Annotated in this window: 24 protein-coding genes and 4 pseudogenes; 3 read left to right on the top strand and 25 right to left on the bottom strand. The window is 37.2% G+C overall.

Annotation, left to right across the window (positions count from 1 at the left end; all coding sequences use genetic code 11):
- Positions 1-12: 12 nt before the first annotated feature.
- The 13 genes and pseudogenes from nusB to K9V48_RS10825 form a co-directional block, all read right to left on the bottom strand.
- Positions 13-405 carry a transcription antitermination factor NusB gene (gene nusB / locus K9V48_RS10885; protein WP_224139025.1) on the bottom strand — a complete coding sequence of 131 codons (393 nt, stop codon included), beginning with the start codon at positions 403-405 and terminating at the stop codon, positions 13-15.
- Between the two features lie 544 nt (positions 406-949).
- Positions 950-1,360, bottom strand: coding sequence for an Asp23/Gls24 family envelope stress response protein (locus tag K9V48_RS10880; protein WP_224139024.1), 411 nt, complete (start codon positions 1,358-1,360; stop codon positions 950-952).
- Positions 1,361-1,382: 22 nt separating this feature from the next.
- On the bottom strand, positions 1,383-2,735 hold the full coding sequence (gene accC, locus K9V48_RS10875; RefSeq protein WP_224139023.1) for an acetyl-CoA carboxylase biotin carboxylase subunit: 1,353 nt from the start codon (positions 2,733-2,735) through the stop codon (positions 1,383-1,385).
- 12 nt (positions 2,736-2,747) lie between these two features.
- Entirely contained in the window at positions 2,748-3,242 is a 495-nt protein-coding gene (gene accB, locus K9V48_RS10870; protein WP_224139022.1) for an acetyl-CoA carboxylase biotin carboxyl carrier protein, read from the bottom strand.
- A gap of 600 nt (positions 3,243-3,842) precedes the next feature.
- Positions 3,843-4,601 carry a SpoIIIAH-like family protein gene (locus tag K9V48_RS10865; protein WP_224139021.1) on the bottom strand — a complete coding sequence of 253 codons (759 nt, stop codon included), beginning with the start codon at positions 4,599-4,601 and terminating at the stop codon, positions 3,843-3,845.
- A 3-nt stretch (positions 4,602-4,604) separates the two neighbouring features.
- Positions 4,605-5,261: a stage III sporulation protein AG gene (spoIIIAG, locus tag K9V48_RS10860; protein WP_224139020.1), complete on the bottom strand. Its 657-nt coding sequence runs from the start codon at positions 5,259-5,261 to the stop codon at positions 4,605-4,607.
- Positions 5,251-5,904 (bottom strand): stage III sporulation protein AF, encoded by a 654-nt coding sequence (gene spoIIIAF, locus K9V48_RS10855; protein WP_224139019.1) that lies wholly within the window; start codon positions 5,902-5,904, stop codon positions 5,251-5,253. Before spoIIIAF ends, spoIIIAG begins: the two co-directional genes overlap by 11 nt.
- Positions 5,905-6,015: 111 nt before the next feature.
- A pseudogene (gene spoIIIAE / locus K9V48_RS10850) lies at positions 6,016-7,173 on the bottom strand (stage III sporulation protein AE); the annotation flags it as partial.
- A 163-nt stretch (positions 7,174-7,336) separates the two neighbouring features.
- Positions 7,337-7,729 carry a stage III sporulation protein AD gene (gene spoIIIAD, locus K9V48_RS10845; protein ID WP_308012556.1) on the bottom strand — a complete coding sequence of 131 codons (393 nt, stop codon included), beginning with the start codon at positions 7,727-7,729 and terminating at the stop codon, positions 7,337-7,339.
- 12 nt (positions 7,730-7,741) lie between these two features.
- Positions 7,742-7,948, bottom strand: coding sequence for a stage III sporulation protein AC (gene spoIIIAC, locus K9V48_RS10840; RefSeq protein ID WP_111614118.1), 207 nt, complete (start codon positions 7,946-7,948; stop codon positions 7,742-7,744).
- A 23-nt stretch (positions 7,949-7,971) separates the two neighbouring features.
- Positions 7,972-8,487, bottom strand: coding sequence for a stage III sporulation protein SpoIIIAB (spoIIIAB, locus tag K9V48_RS10835; protein ID WP_224139017.1), 516 nt, complete (start codon positions 8,485-8,487; stop codon positions 7,972-7,974).
- A complete protein-coding gene (spoIIIAA, locus tag K9V48_RS10830) occupies positions 8,488-9,405 on the bottom strand; it encodes a stage III sporulation protein AA (protein WP_224139016.1) in 918 nt (305 codons plus the stop codon).
- Between the two features lie 104 nt (positions 9,406-9,509).
- A complete protein-coding gene (locus tag K9V48_RS10825) occupies positions 9,510-9,791 on the bottom strand; it encodes a YqhV family protein (RefSeq protein ID WP_224139015.1) in 282 nt (93 codons plus the stop codon).
- Between the two features lie 112 nt (positions 9,792-9,903).
- On the opposite strand from K9V48_RS10825, the gene K9V48_RS10820 reads away from it, so the two are divergent.
- Complete coding sequence (locus K9V48_RS10820; protein ID WP_224139014.1) at positions 9,904-10,542, top strand: hypothetical protein; 639 nt, start codon at positions 9,904-9,906, stop codon at positions 10,540-10,542.
- A 271-nt stretch (positions 10,543-10,813) separates the two neighbouring features.
- On the opposite strand, the gene efp is transcribed toward K9V48_RS10820, so the two are convergent.
- The 4 genes from efp to K9V48_RS10800 form a co-directional block, all read right to left on the bottom strand.
- Positions 10,814-11,371 carry an elongation factor P gene (efp, locus tag K9V48_RS10815; RefSeq protein ID WP_111614113.1) on the bottom strand — a complete coding sequence of 186 codons (558 nt, stop codon included), beginning with the start codon at positions 11,369-11,371 and terminating at the stop codon, positions 10,814-10,816.
- A gap of 118 nt (positions 11,372-11,489) precedes the next feature.
- Complete coding sequence (locus K9V48_RS10810) at positions 11,490-12,551, bottom strand: M24 family metallopeptidase (protein WP_224139013.1); 1,062 nt, start codon at positions 12,549-12,551, stop codon at positions 11,490-11,492.
- A complete protein-coding gene (gene aroQ, locus K9V48_RS10805; protein ID WP_438803886.1) occupies positions 12,548-12,991 on the bottom strand; it encodes a type II 3-dehydroquinate dehydratase in 444 nt (147 codons plus the stop codon). Before aroQ ends, K9V48_RS10810 begins: the two co-directional genes overlap by 4 nt.
- Positions 12,992-13,371: 380 nt before the next feature.
- On the bottom strand, positions 13,372-13,908 hold the full coding sequence (locus tag K9V48_RS10800) for a YqhR family membrane protein (RefSeq protein WP_224139012.1): 537 nt from the start codon (positions 13,906-13,908) through the stop codon (positions 13,372-13,374).
- Between the two features lie 1,018 nt (positions 13,909-14,926).
- On the opposite strand from K9V48_RS10800, the gene K9V48_RS10795 reads away from it, so the two are divergent.
- Entirely contained in the window at positions 14,927-15,307 is a 381-nt protein-coding gene (locus tag K9V48_RS10795) for an SA1362 family protein (RefSeq protein ID WP_224139011.1), read from the top strand.
- Here K9V48_RS10795 and K9V48_RS10790 read toward each other — a convergent pair.
- The 7 genes and pseudogenes from K9V48_RS10790 to K9V48_RS10760 form a co-directional block, all read right to left on the bottom strand.
- Entirely contained in the window at positions 15,304-16,191 is an 888-nt protein-coding gene (locus K9V48_RS10790; protein WP_224139010.1) for a patatin-like phospholipase family protein, read from the bottom strand. The genes K9V48_RS10795 and K9V48_RS10790 overlap by 4 nt on opposite strands.
- Before the next feature lie 415 nt (positions 16,192-16,606).
- Complete coding sequence (gene mntR, locus K9V48_RS10785) at positions 16,607-17,026, bottom strand: transcriptional regulator MntR (protein ID WP_111614107.1); 420 nt, start codon at positions 17,024-17,026, stop codon at positions 16,607-16,609.
- Positions 17,027-17,275: 249 nt separating this feature from the next.
- Positions 17,276-19,036: pseudogene (locus K9V48_RS10780) on the bottom strand (vitamin B12-dependent ribonucleotide reductase); the annotation flags it as partial.
- Positions 19,037-19,357: 321 nt separating this feature from the next.
- Positions 19,358-19,606, bottom strand: a pseudogene (locus K9V48_RS10775) (ribonucleotide reductase barrel domain-containing protein); the annotation flags it as partial.
- Positions 19,607-19,710: 104 nt separating this feature from the next.
- Complete coding sequence (gene ltrA / locus K9V48_RS10770) at positions 19,711-21,585, bottom strand: group II intron reverse transcriptase/maturase (protein WP_224139009.1); 1,875 nt, start codon at positions 21,583-21,585, stop codon at positions 19,711-19,713.
- A 745-nt stretch (positions 21,586-22,330) separates the two neighbouring features.
- Positions 22,331-22,897, bottom strand: a pseudogene (locus tag K9V48_RS10765) (ribonucleotide reductase N-terminal alpha domain-containing protein); the annotation flags it as partial.
- 378 nt (positions 22,898-23,275) lie between these two features.
- Complete coding sequence (locus K9V48_RS10760) at positions 23,276-24,112, bottom strand: lipoate--protein ligase family protein (RefSeq protein WP_224139008.1); 837 nt, start codon at positions 24,110-24,112, stop codon at positions 23,276-23,278.
- A gap of 380 nt (positions 24,113-24,492) precedes the next feature.
- Here K9V48_RS10760 and K9V48_RS10755 point away from each other — a divergent pair, with 380 nt between their 5' ends.
- Positions 24,493-24,846, top strand: a complete 354-nt coding sequence (locus K9V48_RS10755) for a rhodanese-like domain-containing protein (RefSeq protein WP_224139035.1) — start codon at positions 24,493-24,495, stop codon at positions 24,844-24,846.
- 264 nt (positions 24,847-25,110) lie between these two features.
- Here the strand turns inward: K9V48_RS10755 and K9V48_RS10750 are convergent, their stop codons facing one another.
- Positions 25,111-25,605, bottom strand: a complete 495-nt coding sequence (locus K9V48_RS10750) for an SRPBCC family protein (RefSeq protein WP_224139007.1) — start codon at positions 25,603-25,605, stop codon at positions 25,111-25,113.
- Between the last annotated feature and the right edge of the window lie 30 nt (positions 25,606-25,635).

Genomic DNA, 25,635 nt, shown 5'->3' with positions numbered 1-25,635 from the left:
CCAAATATTTAATTAACCTTCAAGATCTTTTTTTATTTTAGAGAGGACACCGTTCACGAATTTACTTGAATGATCATCACCAAACGCTTTTGCTAACTCTACTGCTTCATCAATTGTTACATTAGACGGAACATCTTGCTCATATTTCAGCTCGTATGTTGCCATTCGTAAAATCGTTTTATCGATGTTAGCTAAACGATCAATTGTCCAATTAACGAGGTGAGGGGTAATTAAGGCATCTATTTCATTTTCATGCTCAATTGTACCGAAAACAAGATTGTTCATAAATTGATTCGGAGTTTCTTCGCCCACTGCATGTTCAATTGCTTCGTTTGGTTCTGTTTTACTAACATTCACCTGAAATAGCGACTGTAGTGCCTTTTCTCTTGCTGTTCTTCGTTTCATACTTTACTTGCTCCTTTAATGTGCAAAAATAATGTCGAATGTCATACAGTGATCATACCATATCTCGCTATTAGATTCATTCTGAAATTGGATTGTTTTTATGTAATAACGAATAATATAGTTACAATCACCAAAAACATTCGTCATTTATACCCTTTTACTTCTTTTTGTTGCTTACGGACTACAGAGGTTCATTAGTCTACATTTTTCTTAACTTTTTTTCTATATTATCAATATAACCACTCTATGAAAATTTATAAAGCGAGACTTATCTGATCATTATGGGCATGTAATCCCACATCTATCTTTATTGTTTTTCTTGAATCTCTGAGGTAGGGGCTACGGTTCATTAAGAATGGACAAAACGCTAAATAATGTTTTCAGAAAACAAAAGAAAACCAAAGGGCGCTAACCCTCTGGCTTTGCTTTTAACTAAGATAAGTAAGTATATATTTTTGTACTCAATTTGGAGTCAAATCAAAAGCAGCCAAGTCACTCATGTCTTTTACTTGCTTAGTCTAGACAAAGGCACTTCCATTATCTCTTACATTTCTTGATCGATTTCGACTTCTTGTGGTTTTGTTTCGAATTGAATGCCAACTACATGAATATTCACTTCATTAACTTCTAAAGCAGTCATATTTAGTAAAGCCTGACGGATGTTATCTTGAATTTGTTGTGCAACGGTTGGAATAGAAACTCCGAAAGTCATCACACAATATACTTCAATAACGATACCTTCTTCAGTAAGGTCAACTTTAACTCCCTTACCGTGATTCTTCTTACCAAGTCGCTCTACAACACCAGTTGCGAAATTTCCTCTCATTGATGCAACACCTTCAATTTCTGAAGCAGCGATGCCAGCAATCACTTCGATTACCTCTGGAGCGATTTCTACCTTACCTAAAGCATTATTCTCTTGGTTCATTTCCAAAACGTTATTAGTTTCTTTCATGGGTCGGCACCTCCGAATAAATTTACGAATCCATGACCTTATACAATTCTAAAAATTTCGTGTTAAAATCACCTGAAACAAATTGTTCGTGCTCAAGTAGTCTTAAATGGAACGGAATTGTCGTAGCAACTCCTTCGATGACAAATTCACTTAATGCCCGCTTCATTCGAGCAATTGCTTCTTCTCTTGTCGCACCATAAGTGATCAGCTTTGCAATCATCGAATCATAGTACGGTGGGATTGTGTATCCCGGATATACTGCAGAATCAACCCTAACACCGAAACCACCAGGCGGCAAATAATAGTTAATTTTTCCTGGAGACGGCATAAAATTCTTTTCAGGGTTCTCAGCATTGATACGACATTCAATTGACCAGCCATTAAAGGTTACCTCTTCTTGAGTAACAGATAATTTTTCACCTGAAGCGATTTTAATTTGCTCTTTTATTAAGTCGATACCAGTTACCATCTCTGTAACTGGGTGCTCCACTTGAATGCGCGTATTCATTTCCATAAAATAAAACTTCTTCTTATTATGATCGAAAATAAATTCAACCGTTCCTGCACCAGTATAAGCAACAGCTGCAGCTGCTTTAACTGCTGCCTCACCCATCTGTGCACGAAGCGTTTCATCAATGGCTGGTGATGGTGTTTCTTCAAGTAGCTTCTGCAGCCTACGTTGAATAGAACAGTCACGTTCACCTAGATGAATAACATTCCCATGTGAATCAGCTATCACTTGAATTTCAACATGGCGGAAATCTTCAATATATTTCTCAATATAAACACCAGGGTTACCAAAAGCAGTAGCTGCTTCTTGTTGTGTAATTTCAAGCCCTTTTTCAAGTGCTTGCTCATCTTTCGCAACACGGATTCCTTTTCCTCCGCCACCTGCTGTTGCTTTTATTATAACAGGATATCCCATTTCATTTGCCAATTTTTTTGCATCATCGATGTCCTCAACAATCCCTTTAGATCCAGGAACGATCGGCACACCTGCTTCACGCATTGTTTCTCTTGCAATATCTTTCGTCCCCATTTTTGTAATGGCGTCTGCGCTTGGACCTACAAAGATAATATTACATTCTTTACAAAGCTCGGAAAAATCAGCATTTTCAGCTAAGAAACCATATCCAGGATGGATTGCTTCACTTCCTGTTATGTTTGCAACACTTATAATATTTGTAAAGTTTAAATAACTATCTTTCGAAGCAGTCGGTCCGATACAGTAGGCCTCATCCGCTAACTGTACATGTAATGCTTCACGATCTGCTTCAGAAAAAACAGCAACTGTTTCTATCCCAAGTTCCTTACATGCTCGAATGATTCGAACAGCAATTTCTCCTCGGTTGGCAATTAGTAATTTCTTAATCATCATTTTAGCTCCTTACTCAGGCTTTACAAGGAATAAAGGTTGACCGTACTCAACAAGCTGTCCGCTTTGAACAAGTACTTCGACAATCTCACCCTTTACTTCTGCTTCAATTTCATTAAAAAGTTTCATTGCTTCTACGATACAAACAACTGTTTCATTTGTCACTTTCGATCCAACTTCGACATAGTCGCCTGCTTCAGGAGACGATGCAGAGTAAAAAGTTCCTACCATTGGAGATGTAATCTTATGTAAGTTTGCTGTATTAGAATTTGACTCTACTACATTTCCTTGTTCTGGAGCGTTATCAACTTGAGCAGCTGCTTGTACAGGCTGAACTTTTACTGATTCAGCTACTGGAGCAGTGACAACATTATGTACAACCGATTCAACTTCTTGTGTTAGCTTTTTCATTTTTATTTTTGAACCTTCATGTTCAAATGAAAATTCATTAATAGAAGAACAATCAATTAATTTAATGATTTCTCTAATTTCTTGTATTTTTAGCATGCATTGGCACTCCTTCAATCATATGTTCATGTACAAACAAACATGAACTACTAATTTATAATCTAGTACTAAAACTTAGTATTATTATAACATCTTACGATACATTACTGTAGAAATTCAACCACAATTATACCCATATAGGAAGGTTTCTAACACATATCCCCAGTATCTTCTATAGTTACCCTTTATATCCAACTCATAACAACTCCACTGAAATTCCTGTACATCTTATCATACCATTTTGTCTTTCTTATGCATAATGGAGATTGATACCTGAGATTATCCGGAGGAGGACTAGTTCAAAATGGTCTGCTTAATCTGGCAAGATCAGTAACTGAAAGAAATACCGTACGATTACATTTAAGACTTGATATACATTTCAATCGATTTGTAGAAAAAGATAAATTAAGGGAGATTTATTTTTCTCAATGTGAACCTAGATCAATCTGGTAGAAGGTGATTCAATTCTCACAGAAAAATGTGGCGGAAATAAGAATATGGTTCAATTAATAAATAATCCACATTATGCTGCCGTTTCCAAACATCAAATAAGACCAATCCTATTTCGGATTGGTCCACTATTGATTAATAAGCTATTTATTATTGTTGAAATGTAACGATAACATCTTCCATATTTTCCATTTCATCTCTTACAAGTGCCATGATTTTATTTGCAGATGATTTGTCATGATCTTTTGCTTTTACTGTTATTTTCACATTGGTTCCGTCAGCTCGAACAAGTGCATCATCATAGCCTTGAGATTTAATTAGAGTTTCTAGTATTGCTTCTTTATTTGCAGCGTCATTTAATGCATCCATTTCATCATATGCATCACTTTTTTCATCAACCGTCGCCTCATTGCTTGCTACAATCGATTGTAGTTGTTCTTTTACTTCGTTGCGTTGGTCGTCCACTTGAAGGCGTAATTGAGTAAATAGCTCATCACTTGAAATACTAGATATCTCTGTACCATCTTTAAACTTTTCCGTTTGTACTTTGCTTTCCTCAGCCCCAGTTTCACCTTCTACAGCACCTTTATCTTCCGTTTCACCTTGATCCTCAACCTCTTCTGTAGCTGCACCATCAGTACTTTCTTTTGCTGGAGTTTCTTCAGCCATTTGCTCTTCCATTGCTAATTCATCTTCTGATTTTATCTTTTCATCTACTGCCGTTTCACTTGACTTTTGATTCTCTTCTGATTCTATCTTTTCATCTACTGCCGTTTCACCTGACTTTTGACTCTCTTCTGTCATGACCATATCACTTGTTCCACCTTCTGGAGATGTTACGTAATAGACAGATAATACCACCACTAAACTTAGCATTGTTAAAAGCCAAACTGTTTGTTTTTTCAACATTATCTATTCATCCTCCTTCATTTTTTTCGATGCCACGGCTACACGATGACTAGGTACACCTAATACTCGTGTAACTGATTCAATAATTGTTTTCTTTATATAAATGTTGTCAGCACCTTGGGCGACGATTAACACTCCGCGAATTTCAGGCTTTTTTGTTTGCACGACAATCGGAGTTTCCTTTTCACCGTCTTGAATGATGACAACTTGTTCATCTGTTGATTGATCTTCTACTTCTCGCTTGCCACCTTCACGGTCAGTTTCTTTCGTCACCTGATTCCCCGTTATCCTATTTTTCTCTACAATTTTTTCGCCAGCTGATTCAACATTTACAACGACAGAAACAGTTCCAACACCAGATATCGTTTCTAGTGCTTCTTTTAATTGATTTTCATATTCTGCTTCATAATCAGAGATGGAGTCAGTACTTCTACCTTTCGATTGCTTAAACACTTCAGTACTTTCTTCCGAGGAAGTAGACGCAACTGGTAAAACATTATTTGCTTGTTCTTCCCCACTTGTAAAAAGGTTACTGACAAGCATAAATGCCACCCCTAACACGAGAACAAGTATAAAGTATTGATATTTTGATGGTTTCTTAGAGTTTGATTGACCTAATATTGACTTTAGCTTTTGAATGAAGCCTTCTTTATTGCTCATCTAATGACTCCTCCCCCCCTTCCAATTCTAGTGTGATTTTTTCTTCTTTTACTTCCCAAATTTTTGCTAAGAAAGCTGCAATTTCTGCAGAATTTAGATTATCTGCTTGATCGTCTGTTACTTGCTCCTTTTTTGTATCTATGGATATTGACTGGACGTCTTCCACAGCTACAGTACCTACTACTTCCGTTGCTGCATTACTTTGTAAAATAACTTGAATATGTTGCAGATCCTCATGAGAATAAATGTCGACTGCTTGTTCTGATTCGGAAAGAAGGATTTGATCGATTGTTACTTCATATTTTTGCACCAGCTCCTCATTCGCCATCGTCTTCATTTGGACAGCCATTTGTTCTAAAATATATGCACGTTGTGAGGCTTGTATTTCATTTTTCTGCAAATCTATTAAATTTTTTGTGTCATTTTCTTGTGTGGAGTCTCCCAACTGGACTTCTGCAAGGAATTCATTCATATCTGCAGAGAAAAGTTTAAAGATTGGATTGATAATGACCATAATTAATAAAAGACTAATGACCATTTTTGCATACTTTTGCATTGATGAATTTGGTAAAAGCAAATCAATAATAACGGCGAGTAAAATAAATACGATAATATTGGTAATCCATTCTGTTAAAAATGACACGGTAGATCCCCCTTCCCATATTAATGGAAGTTTCGCTAACCATTAGAAAAATCTTACTGATGGAAGTCTCGCTTACCGCATCATAATTGTTAGATTACTAGCGACAATGATGACTGTTAGACTTAAAAAAAACATAAGTGAGACGATGGCCAATGCTGCGAAAATATAAATGACACTTTTACTGATTATGTCCAAGCATTTGATAACAGGTCCTCCACCAAGTGGTTGTAGAATCGCGGCAGCAAATTTATAAATGAAAGCAAGTGATAGCACTTTAAGTGCGGGAAAAGCAGCAATAAATAACAGGACGGAAACCCCGATCACTCCCACCGTATTCTTTAATAAGACAGAAGCACTAATGACAGTATCTGTCGCATCGGTAAACATTCTTCCGAGGATAGGAACAAAGTTCCCCGTAATAAACTTTGCTGTACGGATTGTAATTCCATCGGTGACAGCTGCTGAAGCTCCTTGTACAGAAATAACTCCAAGGAAGATCGTTAAAAATGAGGCTAAAAGCCCGATACTTATATTTCTTAACATGCCTGCAAGCTGGGTAACCTTATAATGATCTGTCATTGTACTTACAATGCTTAGTAACGCTGAGAGAAATAGAAGTGGTAACACGACATGCTGAATTAAAAAGCCGCTTGTGTTCGTTAAAAAAATAATGACCGGATGAAAAAAGGCTGCTGAGGCTAGTCCACCTGAGGATGCCATTAAAGCTAACAGAAGAGGAATTAACGCAAGGATGAAATTGGTCATCGATTGTATGGCATCGTTCGTATATTGAATCGCAACATGAAAGCTATTTAAGGCGATAATTATTAAAACCATGTATACGAGTGCATAAGCAACCTTACTTACCGTGCTTTGATTAAACGCATTTTGTAATAATTGTAAAAGCATACTGAAAACAGTTAACAAGATTAGCGTTCCTAACAGTTTTCCATTGGCAATTAACTCGTGAAATAAAAATTTTAGAAACGCCATCATCCACTCTTGGAAGGACAGTTCTTTTTCCCCACTTAAAAATTGAAGTAAGCTTCCCTTTTGGCTTTCAGGTAAAAATCCGCCATATTCTGTCATTACTTCGTCCCAATATTTTTTAATATCACTAATTTCAAGTTTTCCAACCTGCTCCTCCACAATAATATCTGCATTGGGTATGTCAGGCTGTTGGTTTTGTTGGGGTGGCTCCTGGGCTTGTACATTTAACGAGTTTGCTAGAAAAATTAAAACAAGAATCGTAGAAAGGAAAGTTCGCATTCACACACCTCCAATGGTAAGGGGACGGCACCCGCTTACATATTCTTTGCAGTGGAACAAATCTGCAAATAGATTGGCTTTCTTAAAACATCATCATGTAGCTTGCACGTTCCACTCCTCATTGGAATGAATCTTCAAGACAATACTAGGTTTCCCTCTACGATTATGTTCCTGGGATCATTCCAAGTACCGTTTCAATAATGACAGTTAATATAGGGATTGCCATTGTTAGGATAAGAATTTTCCCTCCTAGTTCGATCTTTGAAGCAATCGCACCTTGGCCGGCATCTTTCGTGATTTGCGCGCCAAATTCGGCAATATAAGCAATCCCTATTATTTTTAAAATGGTTTCTACATAAATGAGATTAACACTTGCATTAATCGCAATTCTCTCTACCATTCTAATAATTTCATATATTTGATCGACCAAAAATAAAAAAATGACACAGCCAACAAAGACAACTAACATAAAGGCAAAGGTGGGCTTTTGTTCTTTTATGATGAGGGCAAGAAAGGTCGCAATTAACCCCAGGCCAACGATTTGAATGATTTCGATGAGAAGCCCCCCTTACCCCTGAAAAAGAAACACCGATTTTATCTTATTGAATAAATCATCTACAATCGAAGCGACCATGAACAAAATATAGATGAAGCCGATAAGTGTTACCCATTGTGCATATTCTTTTTTTCCCATTTGATCTAAAATTGTGTGGAGGAATGCAACAACGATTCCTATCCCGGCAATTTGAAAGATTGTGTTAATATCTACGCCCACCTAAAGCCAACTCCCTTCTACAACTACATCAATAAAATAACTAGGAGCACTCCGGACAAAACTCCTAGGCTTTTCATCATTCGTTCATATCGATTTTGGCGATCAATTGCATCCGCTTCTTCTCGTTCTAAATGCGAAAGCGTTAACTTAATATGTTTTTGCTGTGAAATGCGATCATGCTGACCAAGTGTTTCACCAAACTGTTTTAACACTTCATACTCACCTTGTTTAAATGCGGTGTAGCGCCAAACCTCTTGAAGACTTTCCTCCCATGCACCTTTCACACTCGTATGACCTTTGACAAGCTTTTTGGCAAATTGGTCAAAAAACAAAGATAAAGGCTTCGGTAATTGCTTTGAAATATTTTGCGCGGCCACAATTAATGACGTATGACCAAACATAATCTCAGCTTCTAATGATTGAAGGGCAACTTTAAGCTGCCTTAGCTGCCGAGTTCTTTCACTTAGGTGCTTGGCTGCTTCAAAACCGGCCCAAGTCGTTGCAACAATAATTAGTACTGCACCCATCCACTTGATCATTTAGGTCACACTTCTTTCTATCATAAAATGCTGACCATGCTGATTCAGAATTTGCTGGACGGTCCCAGGTCCATTCTTTCTTGACAATTCCATGTAGCGTTCGAACACATTTGCTTCAAATAACATTTTTAACGTAGGACGTTTAAAAAGTTCACTAGCTTGATAACCATGGACTGTGACAAATAACTGTACACCTGCATGGACAGCCTCCATTACTGCATCTGCATCTTCCTTCGTCCCAATCTCATCGACAATCAACACCTCAGGACTCATTGAACGAATCATCATCATCATGCCCTCAGCCTTTGGGCAAGCGTCAAGGACATCAATCCGTTCACCGAGTTCATACTGTGGAACCCCTTTCACACATCCAGCGATTTCAGATCGTTCATCAACGATACCTACTTTTTTAGAATCAATCTCTTTATACCCACTGCTGATAACTCTTGCAAAATCTCTCAGCAATGTTGTCTTCCCTGTTTGTGGCGGTCCGATAATTAATGTATTCAACCACTTCTTCTCATAAAGATATGGAACATATTTCTCTCCAATACCTATCTTTTCTTTCGCAATCCGAATATTGAATGATGTAACGTCACGAATCGCTTTAACTCGTCCATTTTCAGTAATAACTCTTCCAGATAGTCCGACACGATGCCCTCCACGAACTGTTATATAGCCCTTCTTTAACTCTTCCTCTAACGTATAAATTGAATAGTGGCTTAGCTCGTTTAGCAGGTTAATTGAGTCCTCGTATGTCGTCACATAGGAAAGAAATACAGGTTTGCCTGAAATGATGACTTCAACCCGCTTCATCACACGAATCCGAATTTCCTCAATTCGAGCTAAACTTGAAGGATGAAGTTTCACTAATTGGTTACTGAGTGATTCCGGAAGCATCTCGATTATTTCCTTCATATCGCTTCCTCCTATTTGCCATTTCGTTATTTCCAATGTATGCAAGCTTGGCCTTATTCATGACATAATTGTCAGGATGATTTCCTCATCATTCATCTGGTATTTTACTTGTAAATTCCAAACAAAATAAAAAATACTCCAAGTCCTATAAAAATCAATTTTGCGTAAGATAATTGATCAGCAATCTGGAAAATACCAATCGTCATCGTCGCAATAAAAATGACAGGACCTACGATTGCTAATAATGAATTGATCGTCACTGCTTTTTTTACATCATTGAGCATGAGCATTAAGATAGCTGCGGTTAATTCAATCGATGCAGACAAGAAACGTAAACCTGCCATCGTTAAGACAGTTGAATCGATGTGTGAAAAAATTCGTTTCATGGGTTCCTCCTCAGATACGGTTTGTACACCATATGCTTAAGTGAAGAGTTTTAGACAAAGAAGGCTGAGGGAAATATAATAATAATGAATAACAAAAACGAGGAGTATCAAAATGACGATTGTTTCATTGCTCTCATCTCAAGTTGGAGAAAAAACAGAAGAAGGAAATCGATTCGTTGCTAAGGAATGTATCCAAAACCCTACCCTTCTAAAGGAAATTAAAGATGGCTTAACAAGTAAAGACAAAGCACTTATTGGTGATTGTGCGGAAGTATTTACAATGGTGGCAGAAAAGAAACCAGAATTAGTTGTCCCCTTTACTGATCATTTACTACCATTACTTTCATCAAAAACAACACGTATTCGTTGGGAAGCTATTCATGCAATATCGTTAATCACGACAAACATACCAACGCAAATTTCTCTTCTATTACCAAAAATAAAGAAACTCATTGAATCTGACAAAAGTACAATTGTAAGAGATTACTCAGTCCAAACCGTTTGTAATTATGCAGAAATCGGTGAGCAAGAAGCTCTTACAGCCTTTCCGATTTTAAAGGAAACACTTTTAATGTGGGAAGGAAAACATCGTGGTCGAGTTCTAACTGGACTATTAAATGTATGTAAAAGTGCTCCAGAATGTATACTTGAGATCAGAGGAATTGCTGAAGAATATGTTGATGATCAACGAAGTGGTGTAAAAAAAGCTGCTAAAGCTTTGATGAAGGCAATCGATAAAGGTACTGCTTAATGTAAGTTACATTCAAAAACGCATGTCCTGTGCTACTGGGTTTGGAGAGTAAACTTACTAATTGGGTAAGTAAGCATTAATGCTCTACTCTTTTAATGAGGAATTAGTCTAATGGATCACGAAGTTTACAAGAAAGAACCCTTCGAAAGCGATATTATTTTAAACATTCATTTTGTTTCATCGCAAATTCCCCATAAAAAAAAGAAGTTAACTACCTATACTAAGTAGGCGATTAACTTCTTTTTCACATCTCTATTTTGAGTTTGATTGTTTACGCACGTGAAACGTAAGAACCTTCGCTCGTATTAATAATAAGTTTATCCCCTTGGTTAATAAAGAATGGAACTTGGACAGATAAACCAGTTTCTAAAACGGCCGTCTTCGTACCACCTGATGATGTATCACCTTTAATACCAGGTTCTGTTTCAGCAACCTCTAATTCAACTGATTTTGGTAATTCCACACCTAAAGTTTCAGTACCGAACATCATAATTTGAATTTCCATGTTTTCTTTTAAGAATTTTAACTCATCTTCAATTTGAGTTGATGGTAATTCAATTTGATCATATGTTTCTGTATCCATGAATGCATGTTGATCGCCATTTGCATATAGATATTGCATTTTACGTGTTTCAATTTGCGCTTTTGCTACTTTTTCACCTGCACGGAATGTTTTCTCTTGAACAGCTCCTGTGCGTAGATTACGTAGTTTCGAACGGACAAATGCTGCACCTTTACCAGGTTTTACGTGTTGGAAATCCATTACACGCCAAATGCCGTTATCAACCTCAATTGTTAGTCCTGTACGAAAATCATTAACTGAAATCATAAAAAAGCCTCCTATAAATAGCTTAAATAAGGAATTAAGAACAAAATATGCTTATGTTAGCATAAATCGCTCTTAGAAAAAATTTTCATTCTTATATGTAAAGAACATGTCTTCCCTATTACAAAATAATAAGTTCTTTTGACGAATGAGTTAGTGACTCATTCCCATTTTCTGTGATAACAATATCATCTTCAATTCTTACGCCACCGAGACCAGCAACATAAATGCCAGGTTCTACTGTGACAACCATTCCTTGTTCAAGAACAGTGTCAGATCTAAACGATAATGCAGGACCTTCATGAACTTCCATTCCCAAACCATGACCTGTTGAATGTCCGAAATATTCTCCATACCCTTGTTCTTTTATGTAATCACGTGTTAGAGCATCTGCCTCTTTACCTGTCATTCCTGGTTTAATCCCATCCATGCCACGTAACTGCGCTTTTAGAACAGTCGAATAAATTTTCTTCAACTCATCACTCGGTTCTCCAACTGCAAACGTTCTAGTGATATCGGAACAGTAACCTTTATAGTATGCACCAAAATCAAGCGTTACAAAATCGCCTTTTTCAATTAATTTATCGCTTGCTACCCCGTGCGGTAATGCCGAACGATAACCTGAAGCAACAATAATATCAAAGGATGATGATACAGCACCATTTTTTCTCATAAAAAATTCAAGTTCATTTGCAACTTCAATTTCTTTTAAACCAGGTTTCACATACGTTAGAATATGCTTATATGCAGCATCAGCAATCTCCGCTGCTTCCTTTAATATCTTAATCTCTGAAGGGGACTTAATCAAGCGTAACTTTTCAACTGCACCTGATACAGGGACGAATTCGGAGTTCGACAATTCCTTTTTATAGGAAGCATAAGCCTGATATGTTAGATGATCCTGCTCAAATCCAAGCTTTTCAATCCCTAAATCATTAACAACCTTTGCAACTTCCTCGATGATTGGTCCTGAATGCTGGATAATTTCATAACCTTGAATTTGCTTGGCCGCTTGCTCAGTATAACGGAAATCAGTAATAAAAACAGCCTTTTGTTCCGAAATAACTGCAACACCTGCAGTACCTGTAAATCCAGTCATATACCGTCGATTATAATCGCTCGTAATTAATAATCCATTAATAGAAAGTTCTTTGAATCGATTACGAATTTTTTCTAATTTCATCGATTTTTCCCTCCTACCTGTTCTTTTAGCGCAAGCATCGCTAATTCATACCCTTTAAACCCTAATCCAACAATTTGACCACTAACGACAGGAGCCGTTACTGAAGTGTGCCGGAATTCCTCTCTGGCATGAACATTTGAAATATGTACTTCGATGACAGGAAGTGTTATGCTTGCAATTGCATCACGAATAGCATAGCTATAATGGGTAAAAGCACCAGGATTTAAGACAATACCATCGAATTGACCTTCTGCTTCATGGATGGCATCAATGATATCTCCTTCATGATTTGATTGAAAACAAGCGACTTCCACTTGTTCAGTTTCTGCGAACACTAACAAGTTTTTTTCTAAATCGGTTAATGTGTTAGATCCATAAATCGTAGGCTCGCGTAAACCAAGTCGGTTTAAATTTGGTCCATTTATCACTAAAATCTTCATAATAAATACTACACCTCGTTTCATTAAAAAATCGGAGACTCAGCAGAAGCCTATTGCAACTAAAATCTTCACAATCAGAAGACATGTTTCACCTTCATCTTATAAGTGCCTAGTGCTCAAGCAAGACTTTTAAACTGAATAGTACAGGAACAAAAGCGCAAGCGCCTTGATCAGCCCCGACAAGCATAAGACGCTTTTGAATAGAAGGTGCTTTTTGCCTTCAATTCAAAAGTGGCTTAGACTCAAGAGGGGCTAGGCGCTGGAGCTGGATGCCGTGCGCTTATCCAAAGTACAACAATTTTATAATTTCCTAAACTAAAAAAAGAATGTTCAGTTATTGAACATTCTATCATAAAGAATCACCATCACACTATGTTTTCCTACGGTTTTTCAACATCAGCATTTAATTCATTGTAATCAAAGGAGATCGAATAGCCAACAAAAACCCCAAATAAAATATAGACACATACGGTCGTTACAACTGTTCCTCGCGGTAGTTCAAAAACAGTTTGTAAATTAGGAAAGATTGGATTTAACAGAAAAAAGACAAGCGCAAACAACATCACACCATAAATGATTCCAACCCACATTGAGGTAAATCGCTTTAAAATAGCATAATAAATCAACGCGGCCCCAATTGAAAGGATGCCGATTAAAACAACTCCTATGAAATTGCCAAGCGTTCCATTCTTCCAATCTCCTAATGCAAACGGTTGGAGGATAAGATTAGGACTAATTTCAGTAAAATTCAATATATGCGCTAAGTATGCCAATAAGCTCCAAAAAATTCCACCGATAAAACCTGTTACAATCGCTTTATTAACGGACGAAACTGGGGGCTCCTTTTTGTTCTGCTCTAGGTTTGGATTAGCTTTCTCATTATTTTTCCTATCTGTTTTATTTTTTTCATTTGACATCTACCTACACCTCCATTACTACTATGTCCATTTTTTAAAAAGTCATGTTTTTCATTAAAATTTTTATAACATCAAAATTAGAAGTCTAGGAAGTGAAAGCCTGGGTATAATGTAAATAAAGGGATTATTTCCAATCAACACCTAAAATCGCCTTTATTTTCAAATTAATCTAGCAAAAACAGACTCCAACAGAATTATTTCTATAAAGCGAGACGTATTTGAACTTTACAGGCAGGTATCCCCACCTTCGCTACATCATTCCCTTTGGAGTAGGTGATGGGAATGACCGTTCGTTAATGTGGGATCAATTCGTTTGTTTGAAATCATTTTCCCAATACTCATCATCTTTGTAGAGGATTTCGATTTGATTCTGTAGAATATAGATAATATTACTTCTAATGTACCAATGCTTTCTGTAGCAATGAATTAGAATTGAGTGGTTAATGTTGTTTACATGCTTGCAAATAGGGGGCTAAAGAAGTGATAAAAAGTATTGTATTTGATGGAATGTAACATATTCGAGTGCCGATTCACAGCATCGAATCCGTTAAATTGATTAGGAAGTTTAAACTTTTGTTATTACTCGCATATATATGCTATATCCTTTAAATCATTAATTGGTCATTTGTTTTCAGCTTATGGGACTAATTTTGAAGTCTTTGTTGAAAACATTCAGCGTAATATCTGTTAATATGACTGAAGCGGAAGTAAGTTACTTCTATCATGCTACCCGACGGTAAATTCGTAAATCAATTCGTACAACTATGAACCTTACTACGGTTATCATTAGAATAATGACAGGAATTGAATCAACTACGTGAAATTCTAATATTACGTTTTCCAGGCTATCACAGCCTTTCAACTGCTACTAACAACTAATCAATTAAATGTTGAAGTAGCTAACATAGGTTTTAATAAGCTCTTTGTTATGGATATCGAAGTGATAGCAAAATTAACAAATCAGCTTATGTCATGTATTTGTATAATGATTGGTATCTTTTCTTGGAGGTGGGTTTAGATGAATCGTCGTGTAATGAACGGGATCGTCTTGGCAATTATTATGTTAGGTGCAATTGGACTGATAACAACCCTAGTCACAAATCCACTAGGGTTCTTTAAACAAATTGCTATCTATGCTGCAATAGCCGGTGTCATTTATCTTCTCTACCGACTATTTATAAGAAAAAGCACCGGCTCAGTATATTCCTCTTATACAAAAGCCGCTAAGAGGTCCAAAAGACGTTTCGACGACAAAAAGTCCCGTGGAACAAAAGTAAGAAATATTGCACACGCTAAAAAGGCAATAAAGACGACCGCAATTAGGAAAAAAAATCCAACAACACATTTAACAGTGATTGAAGGAAAAAAAGGCAAAAAGAAAAACCGAGCGTCTTTTTAGAACGTCCAGTTCGTAAGAAAATCATTCGTTCGATTTCGACCTAGCTCTAAAAGGGCTAGTTTTTTTTCTTCATTCAACTGAAATTCGGTGGAAACGATGTTTTCCACAGGGATAAAAATAATATCCTTTTCATGCCTGCTAGATATATGTCTTTCATCATGAGCATCTTTCATTGTCTCAAATAAGCCGCTAAACATCTCAATCGCATTACGAATCTTTCTCTTCGGTCGTTCCTGTTCGTTGGAGCTTAGCTTAATGCCAAGGACAGGTCTTTTTTTATTGTGTTTTTTCTTTTGATAAAACAACCAAATCGGGAAATTACTTAGTACTCCACCATCTACAACAAGATTGAAACCTGTTGATGACGCTAACCGAACTGGTTCAAAAAAATATGGTAAGCCACAGCTCATTCTAACGGCTCTCGCTACTGAGAATGAAGCAGGATTTATTCCATATTTAGGGAGATCATCTGGTAAGACAATCAATCTGCCATTTGTTAAATCAGAAGCAATGACCCGTAACGCTCCCTGCGGAATATCAGCAAACGTTGAGATCCCTCGATCTTTCAATTTTGCGATCAACCATTCTTCTAGCTTAACCCCTCTATATAATCCCAGATTCCAATATAACGAAATCCATTTTGTTAGTGAAAACGGTAAAAACATTTTACGGGCATCTAAAAAAGTTTTCAAGTCAACCTCATCCATCATTTCTAATATTTCATCCGCTGTATAACCAGCGATAATAAAAGCGGAAATAATCGAACCAGCACTTGTTCCAGCAATACGCTTAAATGTAAATCCCTTCTGTTCGATGACCTGATAGGCACCAATAAGCGCAAAGCCCTTAATGCCACCACCTGAGAAAACACCGTCAATTTCCATCTCGACTTCCCCCTCTCAGCCTTCCTACATTATAGTGTAAGAATTTTGAGGGGAAATTAGACCATTTTATGAAACGGACAACGATAACATAAGTCTTCTTTTTTGTTTATTTACATTATTAGCGAGATCTCTATTAAGAACAAAAGCGCAAGCGCCTTGATCAGCCCCGACAAGCATAAGCCACTTTTGAATAGAAGGCGTACTTTGCCTTCAATTCAAAAGTGGCTTATGACCTCGAGGGGGCTAGGCGCTGGAGCTGGATGTCATGCGCTTAGCCACAATACAAGAATTTTATAGTTTCCTAAACAAGAACAAAATCTCTGGATGTGGATGTCGTGCGCTTAGCCACAGTTCAAGAATTTTATTGTTTACACTAAGCAACAAAAAAAAGAGACTACTACTGTCTCTCCTTCATTTATTCTTCATTATTTTTTTGTATGCTCCGCAAAGTATCGACTCTTTGTTCATTCTCTTCAAAATATTGAACAAGATCACCAATGCGATCAATCGCATTCCAGCTTAAGTGATGCTCGATTCCTTCAACATCATTATATATTTTGTCTTCGTCTACTCCTATAATTTTCAAAAATTGCTCAAGTAAATCGTGACGAAAAACGAGTCGTTGCCCCATCTTTTTCCCCTTATTCGTTAAAACAAGTCCACGATATTTTTCATAAATTAAATATTCATCTTTATCTAATTTTTGAACCATCTTTGTGACTGAGGAGGGATGGACAGCCAATGCTTCTGCTATGTCTGAAACACGAGCATATCCTTTATCTTCAATTAGTATATAAATTTGTTCTATATAATCTTCCATGCTTGGTGTTGGCATGCGTTCTCCTCCAAATAGCCCATCTTTTTAAAACAAAATCAACCTTAATTTTACATGAGATTGTTCATCATTACAAGTGGTAGAAGAGCGTAAACACCTTGGGCAGTCTAGGGGAAATAAGATATTCAAGAATGAAAACGTGTTTTACACCTCCAATTCCTAAGCGTCAAATGACCACAATCTGTTAGGTGTTTGAACTAGTGATTAAGAGGGTCTGACAAAAGTCAGACCCTCTTTGCAAACGATTCCTTATAGCCCACATTTTAGCTGTGTGCCACAGCTAGTGCATGTATTACAGCCACCCAGGTCTTCTATTGTACCCTCTCGACATACTGGACATGTATTTCCTACTTCATTCCCGATTGTTACATCTGTTGAGCGTAAATCATTAATTGTATCAACAAGTACGACTTTCCCTTTTTCTTTCGTCACTTCGTTCTCAGTCTCATCAAAAGTATTTTCTTCTGCTTTTAACGTTAATACTTGTGTGTCACGACTTCCGTCTACATAAACAGTACCACCTTTGGCACCACCTTTATATAAACGCTCATACACTTTTTCAACTTGCTCAACTGTATACCCTTTTGGAGCATTTACAGTTTTACTAATTGAACTATCAATCCAGCGTTGGATAATACATTGTACATCAGCATGTGCCTCTGCAGGTAATTCCATTGCTGAAATAAACCAAGACGGTAAATTAGTTGAATCCACTTCTGGATGCTGGTCCAAATATTCTTGAACAATATCTGCTTTCACTTCAATGAATTTCCCTAATCTTCCACTACGGAAGTAAGAAAATGAGAAGTAAGGTTCTAAGCCTGTTGATACGCCAACCATGGTCCCAGTAGATCCAGTCGGAGCAACAGTTAATAAATGTGAATTACGAATCCCAAACTTTTTCACACCTTCTAAAATATCAGAAGGCATTTTACTCATGAAGCCAGTTTGTGTAAATGCTTCACGAAGACGATTTGTTTCTTCGCCTTCACCGACTAAGAAAGGGAAGCTTCCTTTTTCCTTCGCCAATTCAATCGAAGCACGGTAAGCTGTTGTTGCAATTGTTTCGAACACTTTGTCAACAAGCTTGTTTCCTTTTTCTGAACCGTACTCCGTTTCACAGTAAATGAGCAAATCATGTAAGCCCATTACACCTAAGCCCACGCGGCGTTCGCCTAATGCTTGCTTTTTATTTTCTTCTAAAAAGTATGGAGTGGCATCGATCACGTTGTCTTGCATTCTGACTCCGACTTCAACTGTTTTTTTCAGCTTTTCAAAGTTAACTGTTTTAGTTTCTTTGTCAGCCATCTCTGCTAAGTTTACAGCAGCTAAATTACAAACAGAAAATGGTGCGAGAGGTTGTTCACCACACGGATTTGTTGCAACAACTTGTTGACCGTATGCTTTTGCATTCGTCATATCATTTGCGTTATCGATGAAGAAAATACCTGGCTCTGCTGAATAGGTCGCACAAATGTTTATAAGGTTCCATAGCTCTTTTGCTTTGATTTTCCGATACGTACGTACCTTATAGCCCTCTTTTTCCCACTCGCGGACATCGCCAACTTTATGCCAGTTTTCATTGTATGCTTTCATGTTTTCTTCGTTGTAGCTTTCCACATCTGGGAAACGCAGTTCATAGTCAGCATCTTTTTCAACTGCATCCATAAAATCTTTTGTTAACGTGACAGAAATGTTTGCACCAGTTAAAAATTCCGAATTATGGACACTGTATGTTCCACCTGTCATTAGCTTTAACTCTGCATCTTTAATAATTTTTTCACTGAATCCACCTGTGCCAGGAATTTGCTTATAGTTCACAATACCTTGATACATATCAATTTCTTGTTGCGTTAGTGGAGTGAATTTTAATTTATCTTGAGCGTATTTTTTAATCGCTTCATCGTTTGTGTTTTCGATTAAATAACGTAAAATTCTTGGGTTTTGCATCTTTGAGATAATGAATTCAATGATGTCAGGGTGCCAATCTGATAACATAATCATTTGTGCCATTTTGTTACGTTGATTCGTTAGATCAACTCTCTAAGTCACCATAGAGTTCAGACCATATCTTACACTCTTTGTGAGTGCCCTCGCACTTCGGAATCACTTGATTCCTACTCTACTTGCTTCCGTCATTCTAGACGTGCTTTCGATGGTCGTTGAACCTTCTCCATTTAAGGAGCTTGGCTGCTGATTGTCTTTATCCACTTGCTGTTTTTAAGCATTCACGCTTACCGTTTCCAGTTACGTTGTAGCCAGTAAGTCATGTAAAGATTTCCCAGCAATTCACGAGGTTTTTTTACGCAGGAGCACTTGAATGATCTACATACCCCTGCGACTTCCACCTTGCTCAACAAGATGTGTCAATTTAGCAATATCATCCAACCAAGATACAGATCCTGATGATTTCCCGTTTACGCCACGCGCTAACGTATTTCGTGGACGTAATGTTGATCCATTTGTTCCGACACCGCCACCGCGACTCATGATTTCCATGACCTGCTTACGATGCTCCGAAATACCTTCTCGTGAATCTTGCACAAATGGCATAACGTAGTTCCGATAGGTAAGAACAGTCCTTCACCATTACATGTAAGGCGTTCTTTTCCCCCGGTTAGCACCGTGCGTGCGACTTTCACCGCACACGGCGCCCCATCTACCGATAAATTATCTAATTGTTGTTACTTTAGCTTTTCTCTAAACTTTTGAACGTTCTTCTTCACTTTTTCTTCAAGAAGATTAAGGTTTACATCTTCATGGATTAATTTGTGACAGGCTTTGTGTACAGATGCTAAGTTCACCACTCTGTTGACCTTGTCTAAAGGCAACTTCGGATCTATGTGATGGGTATGTGTTTCCTCTGGAAGTAGAAATTCCTTACAGACCCTACATTTCCCTTTGTCTCTGTTAAATGCATAACAACTGTTCATCATATATTCGAAGTTGTATTTAGCTTTTGATGCTATACGATTTGAGTATGCTATCGCATGCGAAAGTCGGTGTTTGAGTAAATCATCTGCCCTATGCAATGGTTGCCTCTTGAATGTTCTTTTGAAATATATTTGCCTTCCCTCTTCTGTGTATGGGGTTTCTTTAACTCTTTTAAGTTTGGCTTGTTCCCATCTAATAAATGATAAGTTAGTTAGACCAATCTTAATTTTGTTGTCCCCATATTCGATAGCAGGAATGCCGGTTGTATATTCCCCATGCACACTTCTAAGATTATCCACGTGGTTGGCTGGAATCCATTTCGCTCCTATTGGTGCTAGAGAGTTCCACCCTGCATAGCTCAGTACTCTTGAGTATTTCTTAGCCTCCACACTTATCCAAGTCGCAAACTTGTAATAATTCAAAATCCCTCTAATTTTTGAGTTGACTATGATTAAATCATTGATTTTCTTTTCAATTGTATCTCGTTTTCTAATCATATAAATGTCATTTTTAATCTCATTAATCTTACTAAGGAATCTTTCTTTATTGGGTCTGCTTCTTGATATCCATCCAAATTTTCCATTTCCTTTAACCTTTTTATAATCGAAACCAAGAAATGTTATGTGTCGTTTTCTGATGTTTGTTATTTTAGTTTTCTCCATCGACAAGGTAAGTTTTAACTTTTCACTTAAGAATTTTTGAATCTTGAGAGTTAGCTTTTCGGCGTTTTTCTTACTATTTGTGACGATAACCCAATCGTCAGCATATCTAATTAGAAAACATGGTATGAGATTGGTTTTCTTTAGCTGTGCATATTTACCGTCTATCCTACTATAGTTATGTCTAGTACGTTTAGTTTCCCATTGGTTGGATATCCAATGGTCGAAACTATTTAAATATACGTTTGCTAGTAGTGGAGAAATAATTCCACCTTGTGGAGTACCAAGCTCATTAGTTTTAATTTCATCCATGATTCCTGCTTTTAGCATTTGCTTAATTATCATTAGAACTCGTCTGTCCTTAATCCCCATTGAATAAAGCTTCTTTATGAGAATAGTGTGGTTGACTTTATCGAAGAATTTACTGATATCTCCTTCAATTATCCAATGATAATTTGTCTTTTGGGTTATGTCTGACACTCTCTCAAGGGCCATACTTGCGTCTCGCATAGGTCTAAATCCATATGAGTGTTTGAAGAACTGTGCCTCTAGAATGGGTTCAATTACTGACCTTACACATTCTTGTATGACTCTATCTTCAATATCAGGTATCCCTAGTGGACGTTTTTCACTTTTACCAGGTTTGGGAATCCACTTTCTTCTTACATCTCCAGGTTTATAATGGCTTAAACTATTTTTGATTTTCCCTATACTTACCTCAAGGTCTAGTTCTAGAAAAGAATCTCTAATATTTTTCCCATTACTTCCCGGTGTTTGGCTCCCCTTGTTGGCTTTTAGTTTGTGTATGGCACTAATAATAACTGCATCAGAAGTTATTATTTCCATTAATCCTTTAAATGAAATTCTGTTACCCTTTTCCATACATTCCAACGTTTCTTTATAAAATCTATCTTGAATTTTTCTGAATTCACGCTCACCGTTCGGATAGTTAAGTTTTTGTACCATTTTGCACCACCGCCTTTCTTTGGTGGTATGGCTTTAGTCAGGTTTGCACAACGGCTTCCTTAACAAGCTTCAATTAGATTACTTATTATTAACTTTTAATAAAGTTCGGTAGACTATGCCCCTTCGCTCCATAGGAATTACCCTATTTCTACACTACTACGGGCTAACCGCCACCAACATTCAACAGTCATTTCCTACTGTTTAGAGACTTTGGAAGTACCATTCCTTAACATTCTCTTGTTGGCTTCCAACGTTCCTTAGAGACTAGCTTTACATAAAGACTTAGGTGCCATCCTTTAACCCGTCAGCCGTCTTTTTGCCCATTACTGGTGGACTCAAGACTTTTATCCTCTAAGGGATAAAATTAGTCAAAGCAAACTGCAATACTTTAACCAAGACTGAACCTGCATTTACAGGTGAAGATGTTCATTTTCATCTCCCTACTTTTACGAGCCGTACATTCGGAGGTTCGTCAGTTCCTTAGGAACATTCTCACCATATCTTTTTTATAGCGCCACGACTACTTCCCTACCATCTCAGGATCGGTTTTCGCCTAGTTAACGAGCTTCAGACAAAAATGATAGTACTCATTATGCCTGTCGTACCCTCAGGCTTAATTTGCCAGTATTCAAACTAGTTAGGAACTTCCCCTAATAATTCATCTCTAAAGTTAGACATTAATTTTATGTCCGCCTATTTTGAGGAGTGATTTCTCACGTCCTTTGTATTAGGCAACGTTGCGCGCACAATTAAAATAAGTAACGTCCGTACCAGCACCAGCTCCATACAATACACGTCCAGCTGGGATAAAGTTTAAACTGACTAATTCTTGATAAAACTTCTCGAACCATTCGTTGCGTTTCTCTTCCGTAGATTCTACAGATGCTAAGCCAGTTGCGTTACGTTTGGCAATTTGTTCGTAAAAGATTTCAAGTGGCTTCTCAATGACGTCTAATGAGCGTTTTACGAAACCTGTCTCTACTTCCTCAGGTTTGTCTAATGAATGACGATATTCATCATCTACAAGAACGATTGCTGTTTTTGCTTCCCAGTCTATTTCTTTAATATAACCAAGTCCACGCGCAGGGAATTTTGGATCCTCTTTAATTGTAAGAACAACAAAGTCCCCTTCAGATAAGGTAATCTTCTCCGTATCCTTAAACGTATAACGATCAAGCATAACCAGTCTTGATACACCTTTATGTGTTAACTTCATATCCTCTGTTATTGGATGAACCTGTGGAAATGCGGAAATATCTTTATTTAGTTTCTCAACATTCAGACTCATCTTCTGCTCAGTACCAACAGTCATTGTACCAACTCCTCTATCTATCCTTCTAGTAAAACATCTGATTAAATTTACCATACCGCATCTCACAATTCAATATATAGCAATTACATTCCACCACCAATACCATATATAGATTTATAGGTCAAATAGTTGTTGTTTTGTCAAATCAATAACTAGTTAAAAAAAGACGAAAACTTGAGTTTGACCAAGATTCTAAACCGTAAATAATGGTTTTTGAAGAATTTTGTAACTTGCATAGTTAAATTTGTCGTAGATTGTTGATAAAACAAGGTTTCTAACTGGATTTGTCGAAAAAAATTTTTTTCAACATTTTATTGTTAGTAGAGATAAAAAAAAGATGCGACCATTAAGATCACATCTTTGACTATTCTTCCTACTTTAACGCTTAAAATTCCATTCTTCACTTTCATACTTTTCCCTAGCAATTTTCTTTACATAATCAAGTTCTTCAGATGATAACTCATAAGGTTCTAATTCAATTTGTAAGCCCTTTTCAAAACCAGCTTTAAACGCCTTTTTCGCTTCTTCAATTGTGACAGGTTCTTCTCGGAGCATATTTGCTGCAACAGCCTTACCTTTAAATGCTCGTTGCATTCTTTCTCGTACTTTGTCATTCGAATAGTTAAAACAGTCAAATAACATATCCTCATCAAGATCTAGCAAAATAGAACCATGCTGTAAGATAACGCCCTTTTGACGAGTTTGTGCACTTCCAGCTACTTTACGTCCTTCAACAACAAGCTCATACCAAGAAGGTGCATCAAAACAAACCGCTGAACGATGAGATTTTAATCCTTGTTTTTCTTCGTCTGACCGTGGAATCGCAAAGTATGCATCAAGACCTAAATTTTTAAAACCTTCTAAAATCCCCTCAGAAATGACACGATAGGCTTCAGTCACCGTTTGAGGCATTTCCGGATGCTCTTCGGAAACAATGACACTATATGTAAGCTCTTTGTCATGCAAAACTGCACGACCACCTGTAGGTCTTCTGACAAACCCTAGGCCATATTTTTTAACAGCGTCTAAATTTATCTCTTTTTCAACCTTTTGGAAATACCCAATCGAAAGTGTGGCAGGGTCCCAGCCATAAAACCTAATTGTAGGAGGAATTTCCCCTTCACTATGCCATTTTAATAACGCTTCATCCAATGCCATATTAAAGGATGGTGAGCAATTGCCTGAATCAATATACCGCCAAACTTCTTTCGTCATCATATAACCCTTCTTTTTTTGAATTTTCTCCCGCATTAACGAACTGTAACATCCAAACCATAAACTTTTAGTGAATCTACAAAGTGAAGGTTATGAATTTTGAAAACTGCCCGTAAAATCCAAGGTAAATCTCGCTTACAAACAGTGGAGGATAAAGAAAACACCCACTGATGAAAGTCGCACTTTATTATTTTAGTCTAGCAGAATTTGGGATGGATGGGAATAATATTGCATGTTATCTGATGACAATTTAGACAAGCTTCTATATAATAATAGAAGTCTACATTAGAGTTTATCTGAGGATACAAACAAGAAAACAACATATAAAGGGGTCGAACATTTTGACAACAGTTTTGTTACTAGTTATTTTAACATCAGCGATGCTTATTTACTCTGCGATTACTTTTTTCTACCAACGGAAGATAATGAAACAATTAACAGAAGAAGAATTCCGTTCAGGCTATCGCAAAGCGCAATTAATTGATGTTCGTGAACCTAATGAATTTGAGGGCGGTCATATTTTAGGTGCAAGAAACATACCACTTTCCCAATTACGTCAACGCTATAAAGAAATTCGTCCAGACCAACCGGTGTACTTATATTGCCAAAATACAACTCGCAGTGGCCGTGCAGCACAAATGCTAAAACGAAAAGGCTACAATGATTTAAACTACCTAAAAGGTGGATTTAAAGGTTGGACAGGAAAAATAAAGGTAAAAAACAAAGTGAACTAAGTATTGCAGTTTGAACTGGAAGAACAAAAGTGCAAGCGCCTTGATCAGCCTAAGGCAAGCATAAGACCTCGAGGGGCTAGGCGCTGATCTGGATGCCGCGTGCTTATCCACAGTACAAGATCCTAAACAAAAAGTAGAGCCATTGTGATTCGGTATTCAACCTGAGCACAATGGCTTTACCTTTTATAGTAATGTCTCTGTTTATAATGTTAATTTTACCGGCAGTTATTCCCACTCATCTTATTTGTTGCTCATGAATGTTCTTTAAGATGGATACTTAACTTTACCCGTTTCAACTAATTGTTTTAACCCTAAAAACATATAATACCAACCTTGTTCGGTTTGACTACTATATTCATTATGTGCTTTTTCAATGTCTCCCTCAGTCCAACCTTCTTCGTGAGGAATGACAATTATTTGTGTGAAGGTCATCTCGCAACCATTTTCAACAGGTTTAATTTCAACGGAAATTCTGTCCTCCATATCACTGAATTGCGGCATTTTAAATGTGAAAACCAATTTACTTGGTGGATCAACTTCTATGTACTCACCGATTGCCCTGTAATCTTTCCCTTCTCTATGGTCAACAATTTCCCAAGATCCACCCACACGAGGATCATTTTTTGTCACTTTATTCGTTGGTTCCATTGTAAAAAACCATTTTTTCATCATTTCTGGGTTCAGCCAGGCATCAAATACTTTTTCCGCAGTCACATCAAAGCGACGAGTCATCGTAAGTGTTGTTGATGTATTCTCCATTTTTATCATCCTTTACTAAATAATTTGATT

The organism is Metabacillus rhizolycopersici, assembly GCF_020075705.1.
This window is presented reverse-complemented; position numbering and strand designations above follow the sequence as displayed.